18 protein-coding genes and 2 tRNA genes are annotated in these 18,805 nt (G+C 68.3%); 13 read left to right on the top strand and 7 right to left on the bottom strand.

Annotation, left to right across the window (positions count from 1 at the left end; translation table 11 throughout):
• Both CJ177_RS37750 and CJ177_RS37745 read right to left on the bottom strand, forming a co-directional pair.
• On the bottom strand, positions 1-426 hold the full coding sequence (locus CJ177_RS37750) for a Fur family transcriptional regulator (protein WP_005247888.1): 426 nt from the start codon (positions 424-426) through the stop codon (positions 1-3).
• Between the two features lie 5 nt (positions 427-431).
• On the bottom strand, positions 432-776 hold the full coding sequence (locus CJ177_RS37745) for a helix-turn-helix transcriptional regulator (protein ID WP_025432915.1): 345 nt from the start codon (positions 774-776) through the stop codon (positions 432-434).
• A gap of 221 nt (positions 777-997) precedes the next feature.
• On the opposite strand from CJ177_RS37745, the gene CJ177_RS37740 reads away from it, so the two are divergent.
• Positions 998-2,389 carry a glycine--tRNA ligase gene (locus CJ177_RS37740; protein ID WP_005247885.1) on the top strand — a complete coding sequence of 464 codons (1,392 nt, stop codon included), beginning with the start codon at positions 998-1,000 and terminating at the stop codon, positions 2,387-2,389.
• A 7-nt stretch (positions 2,390-2,396) separates the two neighbouring features.
• Here the strand turns inward: CJ177_RS37740 and CJ177_RS37735 are convergent, their stop codons facing one another.
• Positions 2,397-3,137, bottom strand: coding sequence for a hypothetical protein (locus CJ177_RS37735; protein ID WP_257014880.1), 741 nt, complete (start codon positions 3,135-3,137; stop codon positions 2,397-2,399).
• A 95-nt stretch (positions 3,138-3,232) separates the two neighbouring features.
• Positions 3,233-5,290: a YgcG family protein gene (locus CJ177_RS37730; protein ID WP_061045273.1), complete on the bottom strand. Its 2,058-nt coding sequence runs from the start codon at positions 5,288-5,290 to the stop codon at positions 3,233-3,235.
• Between the two features lie 69 nt (positions 5,291-5,359).
• On the opposite strand from CJ177_RS37730, the gene CJ177_RS37725 reads away from it, so the two are divergent.
• From CJ177_RS37725 to dnaG, 4 genes are all read left to right on the top strand, one after another.
• Positions 5,360-6,052: a YdcF family protein gene (locus CJ177_RS37725; RefSeq protein ID WP_095870168.1), complete on the top strand. Its 693-nt coding sequence runs from the start codon at positions 5,360-5,362 to the stop codon at positions 6,050-6,052.
• A gap of 7 nt (positions 6,053-6,059) precedes the next feature.
• Positions 6,060-7,358, top strand: coding sequence for a deoxyguanosinetriphosphate triphosphohydrolase (locus CJ177_RS37720; RefSeq protein ID WP_095870167.1), 1,299 nt, complete (start codon positions 6,060-6,062; stop codon positions 7,356-7,358).
• An 86-nt stretch (positions 7,359-7,444) separates the two neighbouring features.
• Complete coding sequence (locus tag CJ177_RS37715) at positions 7,445-8,650, top strand: lipase family protein (RefSeq protein ID WP_257014879.1); 1,206 nt, start codon at positions 7,445-7,447, stop codon at positions 8,648-8,650.
• Positions 8,651-8,698: 48 nt separating this feature from the next.
• Positions 8,699-10,633: a DNA primase gene (gene dnaG, locus CJ177_RS37710; RefSeq protein WP_005247864.1), complete on the top strand. Its 1,935-nt coding sequence runs from the start codon at positions 8,699-8,701 to the stop codon at positions 10,631-10,633.
• A 16-nt stretch (positions 10,634-10,649) separates the two neighbouring features.
• On the opposite strand, the gene CJ177_RS37705 is transcribed toward dnaG, so the two are convergent.
• On the bottom strand, positions 10,650-10,898 hold the full coding sequence (locus CJ177_RS37705) for a hypothetical protein (protein WP_005247861.1): 249 nt from the start codon (positions 10,896-10,898) through the stop codon (positions 10,650-10,652).
• Positions 10,899-11,036: 138 nt separating this feature from the next.
• On the opposite strand from CJ177_RS37705, the gene CJ177_RS37700 reads away from it, so the two are divergent.
• A tRNA-Asn gene (locus CJ177_RS37700) sits at positions 11,037-11,109 on the top strand.
• Positions 11,110-11,234: 125 nt separating this feature from the next.
• Entirely contained in the window at positions 11,235-12,404 is a 1,170-nt protein-coding gene (locus CJ177_RS37695; RefSeq protein WP_095870165.1) for an AI-2E family transporter, read from the top strand.
• Here the strand turns inward: CJ177_RS37695 and CJ177_RS37690 are convergent.
• Positions 12,345-12,575 carry a DUF6480 family protein gene (locus CJ177_RS37690; RefSeq protein WP_095870164.1) on the bottom strand — a complete coding sequence of 77 codons (231 nt, stop codon included), beginning with the start codon at positions 12,573-12,575 and terminating at the stop codon, positions 12,345-12,347. The genes CJ177_RS37695 and CJ177_RS37690 overlap by 60 nt on opposite strands.
• Positions 12,576-12,793: 218 nt before the next feature.
• On the opposite strand from CJ177_RS37690, the gene CJ177_RS37685 reads away from it, so the two are divergent.
• From CJ177_RS37685 to CJ177_RS37660, 6 genes are all read left to right on the top strand, one after another.
• Positions 12,794-12,867 (top strand) — tRNA-Ile (locus tag CJ177_RS37685).
• 94 nt (positions 12,868-12,961) lie between these two features.
• Complete coding sequence (locus tag CJ177_RS37680; protein WP_005247855.1) at positions 12,962-13,444, top strand: adenosine-specific kinase; 483 nt, start codon at positions 12,962-12,964, stop codon at positions 13,442-13,444.
• A 560-nt stretch (positions 13,445-14,004) separates the two neighbouring features.
• Positions 14,005-14,523, top strand: a complete 519-nt coding sequence (locus CJ177_RS37675; protein WP_061045269.1) for a DinB family protein — start codon at positions 14,005-14,007, stop codon at positions 14,521-14,523.
• Positions 14,524-14,633: 110 nt separating this feature from the next.
• On the top strand, positions 14,634-15,761 hold the full coding sequence (locus CJ177_RS37670; protein WP_005247847.1) for an NDMA-dependent alcohol dehydrogenase: 1,128 nt from the start codon (positions 14,634-14,636) through the stop codon (positions 15,759-15,761).
• A 45-nt stretch (positions 15,762-15,806) separates the two neighbouring features.
• Positions 15,807-16,622 carry a serine hydrolase gene (locus CJ177_RS37665; protein WP_061045268.1) on the top strand — a complete coding sequence of 272 codons (816 nt, stop codon included), beginning with the start codon at positions 15,807-15,809 and terminating at the stop codon, positions 16,620-16,622.
• A gap of 128 nt (positions 16,623-16,750) precedes the next feature.
• Positions 16,751-17,260, top strand: a complete 510-nt coding sequence (locus CJ177_RS37660; RefSeq protein ID WP_005247843.1) for a DUF3145 domain-containing protein — start codon at positions 16,751-16,753, stop codon at positions 17,258-17,260.
• 72 nt (positions 17,261-17,332) lie between these two features.
• On the opposite strand, the gene CJ177_RS37655 is transcribed toward CJ177_RS37660, so the two are convergent.
• Positions 17,333-18,766: an acyl-CoA carboxylase subunit beta gene (locus CJ177_RS37655; RefSeq protein WP_095870163.1), complete on the bottom strand. Its 1,434-nt coding sequence runs from the start codon at positions 18,764-18,766 to the stop codon at positions 17,333-17,335.
• Positions 18,767-18,805 lie beyond the last annotated feature (39 nt).

Raw genomic sequence — 18,805 nt, 5'->3', positions numbered from 1 at the left:
TCACTGCGTCGCGGTGCAGTCTTTGCAGAGGCCGAAGATCTCGATGGTGTGGCTGACGTCGGAGAAGCCGTGGGCGTCGGCGATCGACTGCGACCACTGCTCGACGGTCGGTCCCTCGACCTCGACGGTGTAGCCGCAGGCACGGCAGACCAGGTGATGGTGATGTCCGGACGAGCAGCGCCGGTACACGGATTCGCCGGTGTCGGTGCGCAGGACGTCGACCGTTCCGGCGTCGGCGAGCGTCTGCAGGGTGCGGTAGACGGTGGTCAGCCCGATGCCCTCACCGCGCTTGCGGAGTTCGTCGTGCAGTTCCTGCGCCGACCGGAACTCCTCGATGTCGTCGAGGAGCGCGGAGATGGCGCTGCGCTGCTTGGTCGCGCGTACTCCCACGACGACGGGCTTGCGCTGACCGGTGTTCTGGGTCAAGGCTTCTATCCTTCCTCGGCGTGCGCGACGGCGTCCACGACGATGTGGGCGAGGTGGTCGTCCACCAGGCGGTAGAGGACCTCACGTCCGGTGCGTTCGCCGCGCACGACTCCCGCGGCCTTGAGCACGCGAAGATGCTGGCTGATCAGTGGCTGGGTGACTCCGAGTGCCCCGACGAGTTCGTGCACGCACCGTTCCGATTCGCGGAGCTGGAGGACGATCGCGATCCGGACGGGGGCCGCAAGGGCGCGCAGGATGTCGCCGGCCGCCGCGAGGGTCTCCTTCGACGGCACGGGGGCGGGCGCCGCCGCCTCGAACGGATGCAGATCCCCGGGATCGACGACGCTCACCAGTGATCTCCTTCGGTGTGCCGGACAATGGACGGGACCGTGGCCGCGAGGCCGTCGGCCCGGGAGGATCACCCTCACCTTATTGCAAATCGATTCCATTTTGATATGCACGAATACGCATGTCAACCGGGTGGGTGAACCGACTGCGGTCGGGCAGATAGGCTGGGCTCCGAAAAGCGCACGTGAACCATGCATCTATTACCCAGATGGAGAGCACCCGAGTGGCACCGAAGTCCAAAGTCGAAACCGTCGTCAATCTCGCCAAGCGTCGTGGCCTGGTCTACCCGTGCGGTGAGATCTACGGAGGCACGAAGTCGGCCTGGGACTACGGCCCCTTGGGCGTCGAGCTCAAGGAGAACATCAAGAAGCAGTGGTGGCGCAACATGGTCACCAGCCGCGAGGACGTCGTCGGCCTCGACTCCTCGGTCATCCTGCCGCGCGAGGTGTGGGTGGCGTCCGGTCACGTCGGCGTGTTCAACGACCCGCTGGTCGAGTGCCTCAACTGTCACAAGCGTCACCGCCAGGACCACCTGCAGGAGGCGTACGCGGAGAAGAAGGGGCTCGACAACCCGGACGACGTCCCGATGGACGTCGTGGGCTGCCCCGACTGCGGCACTGTCGGTCAGTGGACCGAGCCCCGCGACTTCAACATGATGCTCAAGACGTACCTCGGCCCGGTCGAGAGCGAAGAGGGCATGCACTACCTCCGCCCGGAGACCGCGCAGGGCATCTTCGTGAACTTCGCGAACGTGCTCACCACGTCGCGCAAGAAGCCGCCGTTCGGCATCGGCCAGATCGGCAAGAGCTTCCGCAACGAGATCACGCCCGGAAACTTCATCTTCCGCACCCGCGAGTTCGAGCAGATGGAGATGGAATTCTTCGTCAAGCCCGGCGAGGACGAAGAGTGGCACCAGTACTGGATCGACTACCGCATGGACTGGTACACCGGGCTCGGTATCAACAAGGACAACCTGCGCCTGTACGAGCACGCCCAGGACAAGCTGTCGCACTACTCCAAGCGCACCGTCGACATCGAGTACCGCTTCCACTTCCAGGGCAGCGAGTGGGGCGAGCTCGAAGGTGTGGCCAACCGCACCGACTTCGACCTGTCGACCCACTCGAAGCACTCCGGCACCGACCTCAACTACTACGACCAGGCCACCGGTGAGCGCTACACGCCGTACGTCATCGAGCCGGCAGCCGGTCTCACGCGTTCGCTGATGGCGTTCCTCGTCGACGCGTACACCGAGGACGAGGCGCCGAACGCGAAGGGCGGCGTCGACAAGCGCACCGTGCTGCGTCTGGACCGTCGTCTCGCCCCGGTGAAGGCCGCGGTGCTGCCGCTGTCGCGTAACGCGGACCTGACGCCCAAGGCCAAGGATCTCGCCGCGACGCTCCGCCAGCACTGGAACGTCGAGTTCGACGACGCCGGCGCGATCGGCCGCCGCTACCGCCGTCAGGACGAGATCGGCACACCGTTCTGCATCACCGTGGACTTCGACACGCTCGAGGACCACGCCGTGACCGTGCGTGAGCGTGACTCCATGGCTCAGGAGCGGGTCGCGCTCGACCAGGTCGAGGGCTACCTGGCGCAGCGCCTCATCGGTTCCTGATCCGCCGTCACCTGCGCGCGCCGCAGGTGACGGTCAGATAGTTCGTCAGGATTCGCCGGTTCTCCTCGGACACCGGGATGCGCGAGTATTCCGGTTCCGAGGAGCCGACGGCGATCCACAGCGGAAAGACGAAGGGCTTCTTCGCTTCCGCGAGCGCATGGGGATCGCAGCGCGCCGCATCGATCGTGATGTCGACGCTCAGCCGGTCCTCGTCCGCCCGCATGGTGGCGGGCAGCGCACCGTGCAGCGCATACAGGACGCTGCCGCCGATCTCGTCCACCCGGACGTCACCCGACGCCGTTCCCCGGCTCACGACCAGTTGGGCGGGGAGAGGCGCGGTCGGCTCGGGCGGAGCCGCCGCCGGGATCAGTGTCACCGGTACGGCGCGCGCCAGATCCTGTGCGGCGCAGTCGTCGTCGTGAACACGGGCGAGGACGTCGTAGGGGGCGGCGAGCGGCACCCGCACGGGCGAGCCGTCCCGATCGGCGACACCGATCAGGGCGTACGCCGGCTCCGGGGACGTGTCGCAGCGAACCGGGCCGTACACGGCCTCGACATCGATCCGGTTGCCGGGGCCGAGTTCGACCTCGCGCCGGGTCGCGGGCGCCGCCTCGAAGCCGGGACTGTCCAACGCCACGGATGTCACGGCGACGGGCGCATCGCCGGTGTTCGCTATCCGCACGTGAATCCGCCCACCCGCCGCGTCGTCCTCCCGGCTGCGATAGGCCTCGGCCGACAGCGGGATCACGTCGCCCTCGGTCGGGCCCCCGCCCGCGCAGCCCGACAGGACGCCGCAGGCGGTGGCCGCGACGCAGGCGAGTGCGACGAAGACTCGGGAGGACGTCAGAATCGGCCGCCCCCACTTATCCGGCCGGAGCTGCTCGGCCCGCCGAAGGACCGCGGGCCGCTGCTGCGCCCGCCGCCGGAGCCCCGGCTTCCCCAATTACCGCCGCCGCTGAATCCGCCGCGCAGGATGCTGTCGATCAGGATGCCGCCGAGGATCGCTCCGGTGGCATTCCCGCCACCGCTTCCGGGTCCGGGGCGCTGGCGGGACTCCCAACGGCTCACGTCGTTCTGCGCCAGGCGCAGTGCGTCGGCCGCCAGGCCGGCCGCGGCCTGAGCGTGCTGAAGCGCGCGGGAGGCGTCGGTGGCGCGGAGTTGCTGCGCGCCCGCCAGGTGCCGCTGCGCCTCGGTCAGGCGGGTCCGGGCGTCCGCTCCCACCGCGCCACGTCGGGTGCCGATGAAATCCGACGCCGCCGTGACCTGTGACTGCGCGGCCACGATGTCCTGCTCGAGACGCTGCTGCGCACGCTCGGCCTGCTGCCGGGATTCCTGCGCCTCGGCGAGGACGGCGTCGAGTTCCGCGTCTGCCTTGACGATCTGGGTGAAGCTGCCGAGCGGGTCGGTGTCGGCGGCGGTGCGGGCCGCCGCCAGTGCTGCCTCGGCCGCGGCGCGGGCCGACGCGAGCCGGTCCCCACCCTGCTCGGTGAACTGGGCCGCGGCCGCAATCCCGGCCTCCACGTCGGTGATCGCGGCCGGCAGCGTGGCGATGGCGTGCCGGATGTCCTCCGCGGCGTGGTCGACGGCGTCGAGTAGCGTCCGGGCCTGTTCGAGGGCGCCCTCGGCTCCGCGGATCGCCGACACCGCAGGTCCCTGTTTTCCGGGCGGCAGGGCGATCGCGTCCCTGCCGTCGGCCACGGCCCGTTCCGCGAACGCGAGCCGCTCCTCCGCCATCGTCACGTTGTGGGCGACGGAAGCGAGTGCGGCGGCCGGGAATTCGGTCTGCAAGGTGGCGAGGGTCTGTGTGGAGTCGGGGATGCGCACGGTCAGCGCGACCATGTCCCGGGTGAGCGCGTCGAGCCGGTCGGGGGCGTTGATCAGCAGGTCCCGGAGCCCGTCGAACTCCTGGACCCGCTCGTTGAGTTCGCGGTCGGCGCGCCCGCACGAGGTGATGATGTCGATGAGCATTTCCCGCTGCTGCTGCGGGGTCTCGGGGATCGCGTCGTCGAGTCGCTGACGGACGGTGAACGCGGCCGCGAGTGTCGCCCTCGCCGTGTCGAACGCCGCCGTGAACGACGCCGTGGCCTGCTCGCCGAATTCGCCGCGGGCCAGGTCGAGTTCCTCCTGGCTCGTGCGCAGCGCGTCGTCGGTCTCGACGAGTACCTCCTTGGCGCGCTCGTCCAGGGTCGGCAGCGGGAGCGCCGTCAACGCGGCCGTGTCCTCGGGGCTGATGCTGCGCGCCGCCTCGATACCGGCCCGGGTGCGGTCGTGCTTCTTCTTCCGCGAATAGAGCACGACGCCACCCGCACCCACGACGACCACACCGCCGCCGATCAGCAGTGTGCGCACCGACATTCCTTGGCCCGGAGACATCGCGTCGCCCAGGCCGCCCGCCGCGGCGATGGCGCCTCCGGCCCAATCCTCCTCGCGCAGGGCGGGTTCCACCGCGTCCACCCGGATCGACTCGGCCTCGTCGCTGGTGATCTCCGACAGTCCGTCCGGCGCGATGAGGGCATACTCGCGGTCGACCGTCGCGACCGCGAGCAGAGCGTCGCGGTCGCCGAGCGAGGAGGCCTGCGCAGTCTGATCCGCCCACGGGCCGGCGCCGAGACCGTTGAAGTCGGGAACGTACACCACCCACAACCGCACCTTGTGCTCGTCGTACAGCTGGTCGATCGCGGCCTGGACGTCGCTCTGCTGGTCGGCGTCGAGCACGCCGACGGTGTCCGTGATCTGGCCGGGAAGACGGAACGGTGCGTCCGCCGAGGCAATCGCGGGAGAGAAGAGGATCGCCACGAGAGTCACGAGTGCGGAGACGGCGCCGAGGGCGGCGAACCGCCGAGCGCGGGGAAGTCGGGGGCGGGACGACGGCGTCTGCTCGAGGCGCGGTGCGAGTGGCATGGCAGCAAATCTATCGGGTGTGGCGAGTCGTCATCGGGACAGTTCGGCGACAGCTGGCAGAATCAGGGAGTGAATTCTGCACCGAGCCGTGAACGCCACGACCTCCCGCGCCGTCCTGCGCGCCTGGGGTTCGCCGGCACGCTGGCCCGGTGGACCCGCCGGATCATCGCCGGCGTGGTCCTCCTCGCCGCCGCGCTGGTGCTGGGCACCGCGGTCCGGGTGTGGCAGGTCGCGCGGATCGACGACACGTCGGCCGCCGACGCGATCGTCGTGCTCGGCGCCGCCCAGTACTCGGGAACACCGTCGTCGGTGTTCGAAGCCCGGCTCGAGCAGGCGTACAAGCTGTACGAGCGTGGGGTGGCCCCCGAGGTCATCACGGTCGGCGGCAAGCAGGAGGGCGACGAGTACACCGAGGCGGCGTCCGGCAAGAACTATCTGATCTCGCGCGGCGTCCCCGCCGACAGCATCACCGCGGTCGAGGAGGGGTCCGACACCCTGCTCAGCATCGAGGCGGTGAGTGAGGCGATGGGGGAGCAGAGCATCGATTCGGCGGTCCTGGTCAGCGACCCCTGGCATTCGCTGCGAACGCGGACGATGGCACGCGACGCCGGACTCGACGCCTGGACGGCACCCACCCGCCAGGGGCCCGCCGTGTTCACCCGCGAATCTCAGTTGCACGGAATCGCCCGGGAGACAGGGGCGTTGATTTGGTACCAGCTCACCCACTTCTCGGCCGACTTCCCCTACACGGCGGGACAGTAGACATTCGATGACAGCACACACGACACCCCTCGGCGACGTGTACTCCGCGCACGACATCGCCCGCCGGGTCCGCGAGGCACCGAAACGGGCGGGAATCCCGGGCAGCCAGATCGCGGCCGCGCAACACCGATCCGTCTTCTCCCGCGACCGCGCCCGCGTCCAGCACTCGGCCGCGCTCCGCAGACTCGCGGACAAGACCCAGGTGGTGGGCCCCCGGGACGGTGACACTCCGCGGACGCGGTTGACGCACTCGATCGAGGTGGCGCAGATCGGCCGCGGGATCGCCGACGGTCTCGGCTGCGATCCCGATCTGGTGGACCTCGCCGGCCTCGCGCACGACATCGGTCACCCGCCGTACGGTCACAACGGGGAGAAAGCCCTCGACGAGGTCGCGGAAAGCTGCGGCGGGTTCGAGGGCAACGCCCAGAATCTGCGCATCCTCACGAGCCTCGAACCGAAGGTGCTGTACCCCGACGGGAGCAGTGCCGGGCTCAACCTGACCCGCGCGTCGCTGGACGCGGCGATCAAGTACCCGTGGACCCGGCCGCGCCCCGGCGCGAAGTTCGGGGCCTACGACGACGACGCCGACGTGCTCGCGTGGATCCGCGAGGGCGCCCCCGACGGCCACCAATGCCTCGAGGCGCAGGTCATGGATTGGGCCGACGACGTCGCCTACTCCGTGCACGACGTCGAGGACGGCGTGATCGACGGCCGCATCGATCTGCGTTCACTGGCCGATCCGGTGGACCAGCGGGCCCTCGCCGAGTTCGGTGCGTCGGAGTTCCCGGGACTCGACGTCGAGGACCTGGTCGAGGCCGCGACGCGGTTGAGTCTTCTGCCCGTCGTCGTCGAGGTGGGCAGCTACGACGGCACGCTCACCAGTTCGGTCGCCCTGAAGAACCTCACCAGCGAACTGGTCGGCCGGTTCGCGACCGCCGCGATCATCGGGACCCGCGACGTCCACGGCGACAAGCCGGTCGCCCGGTACGACGCCGACCTGGTGGTCCCGCCGGTCGTCGCGGCGGAGGTGGCGCTGCTCAAGACGTTCGCGCTGAACTACGTGATGTCGGATGCCGGCCACCGGGCACGCCAGGCACGCCAGCGTGACCGCGTGCACCGCGTCGCCGAATGGCTGCTCGCGACCGCACCCGCCGGTCTCGACCCGATCCTGATTCCCGCCTGGAACGCGGCGGCCGACGATCCCGCACGCGTCCGGGTCGTCGTCGACCAGATCGCCTCCTACACCGAGAGCCGGCTCGAACGCGTCGACAAGTCCAGTCTCGGAGCCCAGGCGAGCTGGGGCTGACAAAGCCGGAAGTCGGACCCGTCCGGCCACCGCGGTGCTACGAATAGGTCTACAGACAGCTTGCACCCAATGGTCAGGGAGACCGGATGAAGTCTGCAGTGCGCAAGATCATCGGTTCGACGTCCGCAGCGCTGGCGGTGGCGGTCGGCGCCGCCCTGCCGGCCCCACCCGCGGCACAGGCCGCGCCCGTGTACCCGTTCGCGGACCCAGATCCGTTCTACGGTGCGCCCGCCGACGTCAGGGCACGCGCCGACGGTGACGTGCTGGCGAGCCGACCGGTCGCCGCCACCGGTTTCCCCACCGCCGACGCCTGGCAGGTGAAGTACAAGTCGACCAACTCCGCCGGAGCGCCCATCGCCGCGATCACCACGGTGCTGGTACCTCGCGGCACTCCCGCGAACCGGCCGCTGGTGTCCTATCAGCCGTTCGTCAACGCGCTCGGGCTCGAGTGCGCGCCGTCGCATCAGCTGTTCAACGGCGGAATCCAGGAGGGGCCCGCCCTCAACGCCCTGCTCGCGCGGGGCTGGGCCGTCGCCGTGCCCGACCACCTCGGACCGACCAGCGCGTACGGGGCCGCGAAACTCGGCGGCCGCCTCGTCCTCGACGGCGTCCGCGCCGCGCAGCGGCTCCCGGAGGCCGGACTCGGAGGTAGTCCGGTCGGGCTGGCCGGCTACTCGGGCGGCGCCATGGCGACCAACTGGGCCGCGGCGCTCGCACCCACCTACGCCCCGGAACTGAACATCGTCGGCGCCGCCCAGGGCGGCACACCGGTCAACATCGGTGAACTGGCCGACCGTCTGGGCGGCACCCGCTCGCAGGCGTTCGGCCTGGGTTTCGCGGCCGCCATCGGGCTCGAGCGTGAATACCCGACGCGTTCACCGCTGGGGGACGGCCTCAACGGTGAGGGACTCGACCTCCGCACGCAGATGAGCAACACGTGCACCGACTCGATCCTCGGCGCCGGTGCGGGGAGGTCGCTGCCCGACCTGACCAACGGTCCCGGGATCCTCGCCGATCCGTCCGGCCGCTCGGTGATGGACGAGAACAGCGTCGAACTGTATCCGGAAGTCCCGAGGACGCCGATGTTCGTCTGGCACGGCAGCGCGGACCCCCTCGTCGCCATCGGGCCGGTGCAGAACACCGTCGCCCGGTACTGCTCACAGGGTGCGCGCGTGCAGTTCGACGTGATCCCGGGCGCCGACCACGGCACCGCCACCATGCTCGGTGCCGGCCCCGCATTCGGCTATCTCGGCGACCGATTCGCCGGGATTCCCGCCCCGTCGAACTGCTGACACCGAGGCGGAAGTTCGGACTGCGGAAGAGCGCCTAGACTGTCCTCCGTGGCTGGCAGAATCCCTGATCGTGACGTTGCGGCCATTCGCGAGCGCACACGGATCGAGGACATCGTGGGGGAGTACGTCTCCCTCAAGCGCGCGGGCGGCGACTCCATGAAGGGGCTGTGCCCGTTCCACGACGAGAAGTCGCCGTCGTTCCACGTGCGGCCCAACCACGGGCACTACCACTGCTTCGGGTGCGGCGAGGGCGGCGACGTCTACTCGTTTCTCCAGAAGATCGACCACATCAGTTTCGTCGAGGCCGTCGAGCAGCTCGCCGACCGGTTGAACTACTCCATCTCGTACGAGGGCGGCGGCACCTCGGTGCAACGCGACCGCGGCACCCGCTCCCGGCTGGTCGCGGCCAACGCGGCCGCACAGGAGTTCTACTCGGCGCGCCTGCAGGAGCCCGACGCGCAGGCGGCCCGCGACTACCTGACGGAACGGAACTTCGACGCGCAGGCCGCGCAGCAGTTCGGGTGCGGGTATGCACCCGACGGCTGGGACATCCTCACCAAGCACCTGCTGGGCAAGGGTTTCGACGTCAAGGAGCTCGAGGCCGCGGGCCTGTCGAAAGCCGGGCGCCGTGGTCACATCGACCGCTTCCACCGGCGCCTGCTCTGGCCGATCCGCAACCTGTCCGGCGACGTCATCGGGTTCGGTGCCCGCAAGTTGTTCGACGACGACACCATGCCCGGCAAATACGTCAACACGCCGGAAACCATGCTGTACAAGAAGTCTCAGGTGCTGTTCGGGCTCGACCTCGCCAAGCGCGACATCGCCAAGGGGCATCAGGCCGTGGTGGTCGAGGGATACACCGATGTCATGGCGATGCACCTGGCCGGGGTCAAGACCGCCGTCGCCGCCTGCGGCACCGCGTTCGGTGAGGACCACCTCGCGATGCTGCGGCGACTGCTGATGGACGACAGCTACTTTCGCGGCGAGATCATCTACACGTTCGACGGCGACGCCGCCGGCCAGGCCGCGGCGATGAAGGCGTTCGAGGGTGACCAGAAGATGGCCGGGCAGACCTTCGTCGCCGTGGCACCCGAGGGCATGGACCCGTGCGAGCTGAGGCAGAAGTCCGGTGACGCCGCGGTCCGCGACCTGGTGGCGCGTCGCACACCGATGTTCGAGTTCGTGGTCAAGTCGATCCTCACCGAGCACGACCTCGAGACCGCCGAGGGCCGGGTCGAGGCGCTGCGGCGCACCGTGCCGGTGGTCGCCCAGATCAAGGAAGCGACGCTGCGTGACAGCTACGCCGTCCAGTTGTCCGGCTGGGTGGGCTGGGACGACATCGCCGCCGTCCGGCAGCGGGTGCGGGACGAGGCGCGCAAGCGGGCGTCCACCCGCGGGTCGCTGCCTGCGCCGCTGAAGAAGAAGGCCTCCCGGGACGAGGACCAGGACACACCGCAGTTGCCGGTCGGCCTCTCGCGGCCCCGGCCGAACGATCCGACGCTGTGGGCGCAGCGCGAGGCACTGAAGGGCGCGTTGCAGTACCCGGCGATCGCGGGCACCGTGTTCGACTCGCTGCCGGTGGAGACGTTCACCCATCCGACGTACGTCGTGATCCGTGAGTCGATGATCGCGTCCGGCGGCACCAGCGCAGGACTCGGTGGCGGCGAGTGGGTCGACGCGGTCAGCCGCGGAGTCGACGACGTCACCGCGGCGTCCCTCGTGTCGGAACTCGCCGTCGAGCCGTTGCCCGCCGAAGAGGACACCGTGCCGCGATACATCTCCGGCGTGATCGCACGCCTGCAGGAGGTGTGGGTGGGAGAGCAGGTGGCGGAACTGAAGTCCAAGCTGCAGCGCATCTCACCGGCGACGGCGTCGGACGAGTTCCATTCGCTGCTCGGCGACCTCGTTGCCCTGGAGCAGTACCGCCGCAGCCTGCTCGATCAGGCGATCGGCGACACCAACCGGGACGGGATGGCCGGCTGAACCGGCCGCTGCCCGGCTACTTCTTCTTGAGCTGATCCTGGGGAACCAGGATGGTCGTTTCCTCGTCGAGCGGTTTCATGGGCTCGAGCTTCGGCTGAGTGTTCAGGGAGTCGGACAGCTTCTGACGCGACATCTGCAGCACCTTCCTCGTGGCCGGGCTGGTGGCCACGGCCTTGGTGGCCCGGCTGATCTGTTCGTAGCGCGCACGTCCTGCTCGCGTACCCAGCACGTACCCCGCAGCGATACCGATCAACAACCGCATCATTCCCGCTTCCTCCCGACGCACAACGACCTGCACCCATCCTGCCTGATGCGTCGACAGGCAGGCGATTTGGTACTGGGGTGGGGCTATGCGCTACAGTTTCTCTCGCATCGCCGGGAACGGCGAAGCACAGCAGAATAATCCCCTGTAGCTCAATTGGCAGAGCTTCCGACTGTTAATCGGACGGTTGCTGGTTCGAGTCCAGCCGGGGGAGCATCGAAACCCCGCCCGGTTCATCCGGGCGGGGTTTTCTGCTGCGCCCGGCCAATTCGGATCGGTGCGCCCTCCCGGACGAGTACATTCCCGCTGTATCGGCAGCAATCGACCGCGGGGTGTGCGATGAGCGAGGACGGCGGCGAAACCGAGCGGACAGGGTCGATCGGGCGCTTCGGCACCCGCGATGCCCCGCGGTGGCTGCTGCCCTCGGTTCTCTACGTTCTGCTGGCCGTCGCCGCCTACCAATTGTCGGGATGGCTGTTCGTCAACCTGCGCGGATTCCTGGAATTGCTGTTCCTCGCGTGGTTGTTCAGTATCACCCTCGAACCAGTCGTCGACTGGCTCGAGCGCCGGGGGTTGCGGCGCGGAGCCGCCACCGGGCTGGTGCTGTTCGCACTGTTCGTCTTCGCGATCGGCTTCCTGGCCCTGTTCGGGACCCTGCTCGCGCAGCAACTCGCCCAGCTCCTCAAGGCGCTGCCGGACGCGCTGTCCTCGGTGACCGACTGGTCCAATCGTGTGTTCGACACCGACTTCGCGACCGGTGAGGACCTCATCCGCCTCACGCCCGAAACCATCCGAGACCTCGCCGAACGATTCACGCCGGGAGTGCTGGGCGTGTTGTCCTCGCTGCTCGGCGTCGTATTCCAGATGCTGACGCTGCTGCTGTTCGTGTTCTACATGTCCGCGCAGGGGCCTGCGCTTCGCCGCACGATCTCGAGTTGGTTTCCGGCGCGGCAACAGCGAGTCATCTCGGTGGTCTGGGAGATCTCGGTCGAGAAGGCCGGCGGATACGTGGTGTCGCGGCTGATCCTCGCTGCGGTGAGTTCGGTCGCCACGGGCATCTTCCTGGTGGCGATCGGCGTGCCCTACTGGCTGCCGCTGGCGTTGTGGACCGGCATCGTCTCACAGTTCGTCCCCACCCTGGGCACCTACCTCGCGATCGCGCTCCCCGCGATCATCGCGGCGGCGTCCCAGCCGATGGACGGTGTGTGGGTGATCGTGTTCGGGACCGTCTACCAGCAGATCGAGAACTACGTGCTGCACCCGCGCATCACGTCCGCGACAGTCTCGATCCACCCCGCGGTCGCGTTCGGATCGGTGATCGTGGGCGCCTCGCTGTTCGGCCCGGTCGGCGCGCTGGTGTCGGTGCCGGTGGTCGCCGCGATCGAGGCCCTCGTCGAAACGTACGGGCGACGGTACGAACTCGTCGCCGACGCACCGGCGCCGGTCACCTCAGTCGAACAACGCGAACACGCGGGCGACGAAGAAGGCCGCGACCGCGAGGACGAGTAGCCCGACCACGATGAACGCGAGGATCGGCACCGTCCGGCTCGGCATCGGCTGCGGATGCGACAACCCCGAGGTCTGGCCGGCATCCGGTGGCGTGTCACCCGGCTGAACGCCCCCTCCGTCGTCGAGCGCCGGCGCATCTTCCGGTTCCGGTCCTGGTCGTTCGACGCTCATCCTGTGCTCCCGTCTCATGGTCCTCCGCAGTGCGGATCACATCCGCGTACCCCGGGAGGCGCGTTCGCACACACGGTGACGAGGCAGCGTCCACGTCGGGACACCGATGTGGTCCGCCGACCACGAAAAGTCCTGTCAGGGCGGGTTCGTCCCGGCTACGCGCCCGCGGCGGGCGCACGGTAACATCGGCACGCCGCGATCACGCGTAGTGCGGCGATGGGGCGGTAGCTCAGTCGGTTAGAGCCGTGGACTCATAATCCATTGGTCGCGGGTTCGAGCCCCGCCCGCCCCACCGTTTTCCGCGGACCCCCGATGTCGAACGCCCGCTCCGTCGTTGTTCTCCGTGCCGGAGCGGGGCAGACTGAAAGGCATTCGAGGAGGCCATCGTGGAGCTTCAGGTTGTGGCGATCGACAAGCCCGACGACATGAACGTGATCGTCGGACAGTCCCACTTCATCAAGACCGTCGAGGACGTGCACGAGGCGCTGGTGGGAGTGAGCCCCCACATCCGGTTCGGTATCGCGTTCTGCGAAGCCTCGGGGCCTCGCCTCGTGCGCTGTTCCGGCAACGACGACCGTCTCGTCGAGTTGGCCACCCGCAACGCTGTTGCTGTCGGCGCAGGACACTCGTTCTTCGTGTTCCTGGAGGACGGCTACCCGGTGAACGTCCTGAACACACTGAAGCAGGTGCCGGAGGTGTGCGGCATCTTCTGTGCCACCGCCAACCCCGTCGAAATCATCGTGGCGGAGACGGAACTCGGCCGGGGGATTGCCGGCGTGATCGACGGTCGCCCACCCGCCGGTGTCGAGACCGATGCCGACGTCGCCGACCGCAAGGCGTTGCTCCGGACGATCGGTTACAAGCTCTGAACGATCGGGTGCTCGGTGGTGTCCGGCGTCGCGGCAGCGGGCGTCGCATCCGGGGATACGTTCACCTGAGTGCGGGCACGGGTGGTATGCGAACGACGTTCGCGGGGGAACAGCTTCTCCGTCAGCCTCGAGACTGCCGCGAACAGTTGATGTGCATCCATGGGAAGTGTGCCCTCTCCGTCATAGAGGCGCGACTCGGCGGCCCTTCTGATAGCCCGATGATAACCATGTTTCGGGGGACTACCTACGCTCTGACCGCTTTTCACGGTAGATGGACAGACTGTTGTCAGGAAACATCGACTCGAGCAGTCGAGCGTTCAGTGTTGTGCGGGAGAATCCGGCAGGACCGCTGCTTCGGAACGCCGATGATCCTGCACTGGTTATCGGCCCGGACTAGGCCGGCGGATCGACGCGTTCCCAGGCAATCGGGAGTTGCTCGGCGGAACCGGTCCATCGCGAACCCGTAACCCTCGGCGATGTGACGCGTCGACGGCGAACCGCCGAATTCCGCACCGCGGCACTCGCGGGTCGGGATCTGTGGTCGCTCTACGATGACGGCCATGGCGATCACTCCCGACACGAAGAACTGGACGTGGGTCCTCGACCGGGCGTGCCCCGACTGCGGGTTCGACTCGGCGGCAACCCGGTACGAGGACATTCCGGCGCTGGTCCGGGCGAACGCGGAGGCATGGTCGCCGGTCCTCACCCGCCCCGATGTGACGGTCCGGCCGGACGAGCAGACGTGGTCGGCGCTCGAGTACGCCGCACACGTTCGCGACGTGTTCCGGATCTTCGACGTCCGGCTCCGGCTCATGCTCGATGAGACGGACCCACTGTTCCCGAACTGGGATCAGGACGAGACCGCGGTCGCCGAGCGCTACAACGAGCAGGATCCGGCCGTCGTGGACGCCGAGCTGCGTGCGGCCGGCGCGGCGGTGGCGGACGACTTCGAGGCCGTCGCGCCGGAATTCCGGGTGCGGACCGGACGGCGGAGCGACGGCGCATCCTTCTCGGTGGAGTCGCTGGCCAAGTACTTCGTCCACGATCCGATCCACCATCTCCACGACGTGTCGGGGTAACAGTTTCGGATTCCCGGACCCGATTCGGTAGAACGTGTTCCAATTCGGACCGTTTGTGTCTATCGTCACATCAGCAGATGCGCAGACATGAATGAAGGGTTGGGAGTCACATGAAGACCAAGGGTGCGATCCTGTGGGGCCTGAACGAGCCGTGGTCGGTCGAGGAGATCGAGATCGGCGATCCGGTTGCGGGCGAGGTGCAGATTCGCATGGAAGCCGCCGGAATGTGCCACTCCGACCACCACATCGTCACCGGTTCGATGCCGATGGCGTCCTTCCCGGTGATGGGCGGGCACGAAGGGTCCGGCGTCATCACCAAACTGGGGCCGGAGGTGAAGGACCTCGAAGTGGGCGACCACGTCGTGCTCTCGTTCGTGCCCGCCTGCGGACGCTGTCCGGCGTGCTCGGCGGGACACCAGAATCTCTGTGACCTCGGGATGGGACTCCTGAGCGGGCTGGCGATCAGCGACGGCACCTTCCGCATCCACGCGCGCGGCGAGAACGTCATCCCCATGTGTCTCCTCGGGACGTTCTCGCCGTACATGGTCGTGCACGAGACGTCGGTCGTGAAGATCGACAAGGACATTCCGTTCGACGTCGCCGCGCTGGTCGGCTGCGGCGTACCCACCGGGTGGGGTTCGGCCACGCGGATGGCGGAGGTGAAGCCGGGCGAATCCGTCGTCATCATGGGTGTCGGCGGCGTGGGCATGAGCGCACTGCAGGGCGCGGTGGCGTCCGGGGCGCGCCAGATCTTCGCCATCGACCCGGTGCCGTGGAAGCGGGAACAGGCGCTGAAGTTCGGGGCCACCCACGCGTTCGAGAGTGCCGCGGCCGCAATCGAGCCGATCATCGCGCTCACCAACGGGTTGATGGCGCAGAAGACGATCATCACGGTCGGGGAGATGCACGGCGAATACGTCGAGGAAGCCCTGTTGCTCACCAGCAAGTTCGGCACGTGTGTCGTCACGGCCATGGGCGCGATGACCGACATGGACGTCAAGCTGAACCTGTTCCTCTTCTCGATGCTGCAGAAGGACCTGAAGGGCACCATCTTCGGCGGCGGAAACGCCCGGGTCGAGATCCCGAACCTGCTGGCCATGTACAAGTCGGGGCAGCTGAACCTCGACGACATGATCACCCGCACCTACACCCTCGAAGGTGTCAACGACGGGTATCAGGACATGCTCGACGGCAAGAACATTCGCGGCGTCATCCGGTACACCGAAGCCGACTGGTGACGGCTCGCCGCAGCTGACCGCGGGCCGCTCTCGTAGGCTGACCGGGTGCAGAGTCTCGATCAGATTGCCCGATGGCCCGTGGACAACGCCGCGGCGGTGGTCCTGTCGCGCGACGAAGGGGTGATCGGCGAGTACGGCGACCAGCAGCGAGTCTTCCCCCTGGCCTCGGTGACCAAACTGCTCTGCGCGTACGCAGTCCTGGTGGCCACCGAGGAGGGGGCCGTCGAACTCGACCAGCCCGCAGGCCCGGAGGGCTCGACGGTGCGTCACCTGCTGGCGCACGCGTCGGGTCTCGCGTTCGACGCGAACCGTGTGCAGACGGCACCGGAGCGCAAGCGGATCTACTCGAGCGCCGGCTACGAGTTGCTCGCCGACTTCCTCACCGCCGAGACGTCGATCGATTTCGCCTCCTACGTCGCGGAATCCGTCTTCGCGCCACTGTCGATGGGCGCGTCCGCGCTCGTCGGGCCCGCCGGCCACGGAGCGCAGGCGTCGGCGGGCGATCTCGGCCTGTTCGCAGCAGAACTGTTCCGCCCGGCCCTCATTTCGCCTCAGACGTTCACGGACGCCACATCCGTGCAGTTTCCCGGACTGGACGGAATCCTGCCCGGATACGGCTCACAGCGGCCCAACGACTGGGGTCTGGGATTCGAGATCCGTTCGGACAAGAGCCCGCACTGGACGGGCACCGGGAACTCGCCGCGGACGTTCGGCCACTTCGGTCAGTCCGGCACCTTCCTGTGGGTCGATCCGGCCGCCGGACTGGCGTGCGTCGCGTTGACGGACCGGGATTTCGGCGACTGGGCCAAGCCCCTGTGGACCGAGCTGAGCGACGGTATCCTCTCGGAACGCAGAAGATGATGACACACCGATTGCTCGAATCACTGGCGCAACACAGGCATCACAAGGCACACTGGTCAACCGAGCGTGCTGCACACACCGACTGAGGCCGTTGGGGAAGACGTCCCTCGTCGAAGCAGGAGGCTCGAGTGCGCGCATTGAATCAGTTCGCGGACGCGACGGCTGGTGTTGTCTACATCCACTCGTCGCCCGCCGCGTTGTGCCCCCATATCGAGTGGGCGTTGACCGCGACCCTCGACTGCCGAGCCAACCTGAAATGGACCTCGCAGCCGGCCTCCAACGGCGTTCTGCGCGCGACCACCAGCTGGGTGGGGCCTGTCGGCACCGCCTCGCGGCTGGTCAACGCGCTTCGCGCCTGGCCGATGCTGCGGTTCGAGGTCACCGAGGACGCCAGTGAGGGCGTGGACGGCGAGCGGTACAGCCACGTGCCCGGCATGGGTCTGTGGCACGGGTCCACCAGTGCGAACGGCGATGTCGTCGTGGGGGAGATGCGCCTGCGGGCACTGATGCAAGCGGGGGGCGACATCGCCGCCGAACTGGACTACGCACTCGGAACCGCCTGGGACGAGGCTCTCGAGCCGTTCCGCAGTGGCGGAGAAGGCGCCGAGGTCACCTGGCTGCGCCGGGACGTCGGCTGACACCCCGCTCACGAACGCGAAAAGGCCCCCGCCACAACAACGGCGGGGGCCTTCTCTCGAACAGAGCTCAGATCACAGCGGGATGTTCTTGTGGTCGCCGCGGCCGGCGGGAGCGGCGGCGAGGGCGGCGGTAATGACACTGCGCGTCTTGGCGGGGTCGATCTCCTCGTCCACCACACCGATCGCGACGGCACGGTCGACGCCACCGGCGATGCTCTCGTGCTCGACGGCCAGACGCTCGTGCAGGGCCTCACGCTCATCTTCCGGCGCCGCGGCCAGGGCGCGCTTGTGCAGGATGCCGACGGCGGCCTTGGCGCCCATGACAGCGACCTCGGCATCGGGCCACGCGTAGACGGCCGTGGCGCCGAGCGCGCGGGAGTTCATGGCGATGTAGGCGCCGCCGTAGATCTTGCGGGTCACGACCGTCACGCGGGGGACGGTGGCTTCGGCGAACGCGTGGAGCAGCTTGGCCCCGCGGCGTACGACGCCTTCCCATTCCATGCTCACACCGGGGAGGTATCCGGGAACGTCCACGATCACCACGAGCGGGATGCCGAATGCGTTGCACAGCCGGACGAAACGAGCTGACTTCTCGGCGCTCTCCGAGTTCAGGCAGCCACCCAGGCGGAGCGGGTTGTTGGCGATGACACCGACGGTGCGGCCACCGAGGCGGCCGAGACCGGTGACGATGCTGCGGGCGTAATTGCCCTGCAGTTCCTCGAAACTCGACTCGCCCTCGACGTTGTCGAGAAGTTCGTGAACGATCGGACGGACGTCGTAGGCGCGCTTCGCCGACTCGGGCATGAGCGCGCGGAGATCGGTGTCACCGTGCGCGGCCGCGGCCTGATCGAACTCGCCCTGTTCGCAGAACATCGACACCAGGCGGCGTGCCCGGTGCAGGGCGTCGCCCTCGTCGTGGGCGGCGATGTGCGCCACACCCGACTTCTTCGTGTGCGTGTCCGGACCGCCGAGGGACACCATGTCGACCTGCTCACCCGTGACACTGCGGACCACGTCCGGTCCGGTGACGAAGACGCGGGCCTCCGGCGCCATGATGACGATGTCGGTCAGCGCGGGACCGTACGCCGCACCGCCGGCTGCGAAGCCGAGGACGACGGAAATCTGTGGGACGCGGCCGGACGCGCGGACCATGGCCTCGAAGACCAGTCCGACCGCGTGCAGGGCCTCGACGCCCTCGGCGAGACGCGCGCCACCCGAGTGCCAGAGACCCACGATCGGGGCGTCTTCCTCGAGGGCGGTGTCGATCGCCGTCACGATGTGCTTGCAGCCTTCGACGCCCATGGCACCGCCCATGACGGTGGCATCGGAGCAGTAGGCGATGGTGCGGACACCGTCGATGTGGCCGGACGCGGCCAGAACACCGGACTTGTCCCGCGGATGGAGTGGGACGACGGTCCCGGCGTCGAACAGCTTCTCCAGGCGCGCAAGGGGATCGCGCGGATCGATCGACGCATCGGACTTAGTCGCGGGTGCCAAGATTGTCATCGCGTCCTCCTTGTGGCGGGCCCGGGTGGGCTGTCGATG

Origin of the sequence: Rhodococcus sp. ACPA1 (assembly GCF_002300195.1) — a bacterium.
In the GTDB taxonomy this organism is placed as follows: domain Bacteria; phylum Actinomycetota; class Actinomycetes; order Mycobacteriales; family Mycobacteriaceae; genus Rhodococcus_F; species Rhodococcus_F opacus.
The sequence above is the reverse complement of the archived record's forward strand: the minus strand, read 5'-3'. Positions and strand labels throughout refer to the sequence as shown.

Excerpts from the sequence above, each read along its gene's own strand:
- CJ177_RS37720 (WP_095870167.1), top strand. The coding sequence starts at position 6,060 with ATGACAGCACACACGACACCCCTCGGCGACGTGTACTCCGCGCACGAC.
- CJ177_RS37715 (WP_257014879.1), top strand. The coding sequence starts at position 7,445 with ATGAAGTCTGCAGTGCGCAAGATCATCGGTTCGACGTCCGCAGCGCTG.
- CJ177_RS37730 (WP_061045273.1), bottom strand. The coding sequence starts at position 5,290 with ATGCCACTCGCACCGCGCCTCGAGCAGACGCCGTCGTCCCGCCCCCGA.
- CJ177_RS37670 (WP_005247847.1), top strand. The coding sequence starts at position 14,634 with ATGAAGACCAAGGGTGCGATCCTGTGGGGCCTGAACGAGCCGTGGTCG.
- CJ177_RS37695 (WP_095870165.1), top strand. The coding sequence starts at position 11,235 with ATGAGCGAGGACGGCGGCGAAACCGAGCGGACAGGGTCGATCGGGCGC.
- CJ177_RS37675 (WP_061045269.1), top strand. The coding sequence starts at position 14,005 with ATGGCGATCACTCCCGACACGAAGAACTGGACGTGGGTCCTCGACCGG.
- CJ177_RS37655 (WP_095870163.1), bottom strand. The coding sequence starts at position 18,766 with ATGACAATCTTGGCACCCGCGACTAAGTCCGATGCGTCGATCGATCCG.
- CJ177_RS37705 (WP_005247861.1), bottom strand. The coding sequence starts at position 10,898 with ATGATGCGGTTGTTGATCGGTATCGCTGCGGGGTACGTGCTGGGTACG.
- CJ177_RS37690 (WP_095870164.1), bottom strand. The coding sequence starts at position 12,575 with ATGAGCGTCGAACGACCAGGACCGGAACCGGAAGATGCGCCGGCGCTC.